At 72.3% G+C, this 2,151-nt stretch carries 1 protein-coding gene and 1 pseudogene; both read left to right on the top strand.

The window, feature by feature from the left end:
* Positions 1-349, top strand: a pseudogene (locus EIM48_RS15635) (hypothetical protein); the annotation flags it as partial.
* 532 nt (positions 350-881) lie between these two features.
* Positions 882-2,151 (top strand): PAS domain-containing protein (locus tag EIM48_RS15215; RefSeq protein WP_125112048.1); only part of this gene is annotated, 1,270 nt, incomplete at its 3' end.

The following is a 2,151-nucleotide window of genomic DNA, read 5'->3' as shown; positions in this document are numbered from 1 at the left end:
CACCGACATCATGGCCGAGATCTCCTCCGCCTCGCAGGAACAGGCCGACAGTGTGGCCCAGGCCAGCCGCACCATCGCCCAGATGGACGAGACCACCCAGCAGAACGCCGCGCTGGTCGAGGAAGCCTCCGCCGCCGCGCGCGCCATGGAAGAACAGGCAGTCGGCCTGGTCCAGGCGATCGCCGCGTTCCGCCTGGAGGACGGCGCCGCAGGTCCCCTGCCCGCCCCGGTGTTCCGCCCGACCGCAGTCGCGACCCCGCTGCCCGCGCCGGTGCGGGGGCACAGGCCGGTGGCGCGCGCCGAAGGCAATGCCGCGCTGGACCAGGAGTCGGACTGGGCCGAATTCTGAGCGCGCCATGCGGCAAAGAGTGCGGACGATCGCAATAGCGATTAAAACCACTCAAACCACCTAAATACCCGCAAATTGCGGCCGATCAACCCGATACGACCCTGGGAGGGGTACGTGCAGTTGAAGTGCTGGCTCATGGGAGCCTGTCGTGATCGTGTTCGATTCGCGGTCCTGCCCGCGCGCCGGGATGACCGTCGCGCGCGGCCGCGTGCCGCTGGCTACAGGATTCGCCGCCCTGGCGACCGTCCCCACCTGCCTGCAACCGCGGGCCAGGGCCGGTACGTGTGCCGACGCCCGGACGACCGGGGGCGCGGCCACCCCATTTCCGCATTGCCCTGATCCGCCTGCCTGCCGGCACCGCGGACGTCGCTTGCCATCCTTTTCCCGCCGATACCACCGCCCGCCCGCGCTGCGCCGGCGACCGGAGCCGTGGCACCGCCCGCCTGCCACGGCCACGCCTGCCCGGCGCGGCCATTGCCATGCCTTCTGCTGGCCAGGCCAGCTCCCGCCTCCATCCCATGAGGACCCCCCGATGAACCATGCAACGTCCGCGGCCAGGCTGACGGGTCGCCAACCTCACGACTTCCTGCAGGAACGGGACGCGGCAGCGGACCGGCGATTCCTGGCGCTGGCCTGCATCCTGGCCACCGCCTCGCTGGGCGTGGCCGCATGGCGGGGCGAATGGAGCCCGGCCTTGCTGGCAGCCCTGCCCGCGGCCGCGGTGGCGGTGGTACTTGGACGGCTGGCCCGCGGCACCCGGACCAGCCGCGCCGTGGTCGCGCTGGCCCTGATGGTGCTGGTGGCAACCCTGGCCCACCAGGCCGGCGATGCGGCCGACCTGCGCATCGGCGCGATCGTGCTGGTCGCGGCATTGCTGTACTACCGCGACTGGCTGCCGCTGGCGGTGGCCGCAGCGGCGATCGCCAGCTACGCCCTCGTCGGGCCCGGTCTGCAGGGCATGGCCGGCGGCACGGTCGTGCTGCAGCTGGCCTGCATGGCCATTGCGGCCGCCCTGCTGGCGGCGATGGCAGCGCAGCTGCGCCGCGAACTGCTCGAGCTGGGCGGCGAACCACCCCGGCTGGCGCAGCTGGCCCGCGGACTGGCCGCCGGACAGCCGCTGCCCGCGGACGCCGCGGCCATGGCGGTGACGCCCGGCTCGCTGGCCGGAGCCTTGCTGGCACTGGACGCCCGGCTGGCGCGGCACCTGGAGCACGGGCGCGAGGCCGACCGCGAGGCCCTGCGCATCCGCGCCGCGCTGGATTGCGTGACCACCAACGTGATGATCGCCGACGCCGACCGCACGATCGTCTACGCCAACCCGTCGTTGCTGGAAACCCTGGGCCGGGCCGAAGCCGATATCCGCCGCGAGCTGCCGCACTTCGAAGTGGCCAACCTGATCGGCGGCAGCATCGACAGCTTCCACCGCAATCCCGCCCACCAGTCCCGCATCCTGTCGGCGCTCGAAGGCACCCACCGGGCGCAGATCCAGGTCGGCGGCCACGTCATGCGACTGACGGTGAACCCGGTGAAGGACGCGGCCGGCCAGGTGATCGGGTACGTGGTCGAGTGGCTGGACCGCACCGAGGAGGTCCGGACCGAGGAGGAACTGTCGCGCGTGGTCGAAGACGCCGTCGCCGGCAACCTGTCCGGGCGCCTGCGCCTGGACGACAAGCATGGGTTCACCCTGTCGCTGTCGCGCAGCCTCAACGGCCTGCTGGACAACTTCGCCCACACCGCCAGCCGCCTGTCCGCGGTGCTGACCGCCCTGGCCCAGGGCGACCTGACGGTGCGCATGGAGGGCC

Origin of the sequence: Pseudoxanthomonas sp. SGNA-20 (genome assembly GCF_003931635.1) — a bacterium.
Classification (GTDB): domain Bacteria; phylum Pseudomonadota; class Gammaproteobacteria; order Xanthomonadales; family Xanthomonadaceae; genus Pseudoxanthomonas.
Note: the sequence above shows the minus strand (reverse complement) of the source record. Positions and strands in the feature narration are given on the sequence as shown.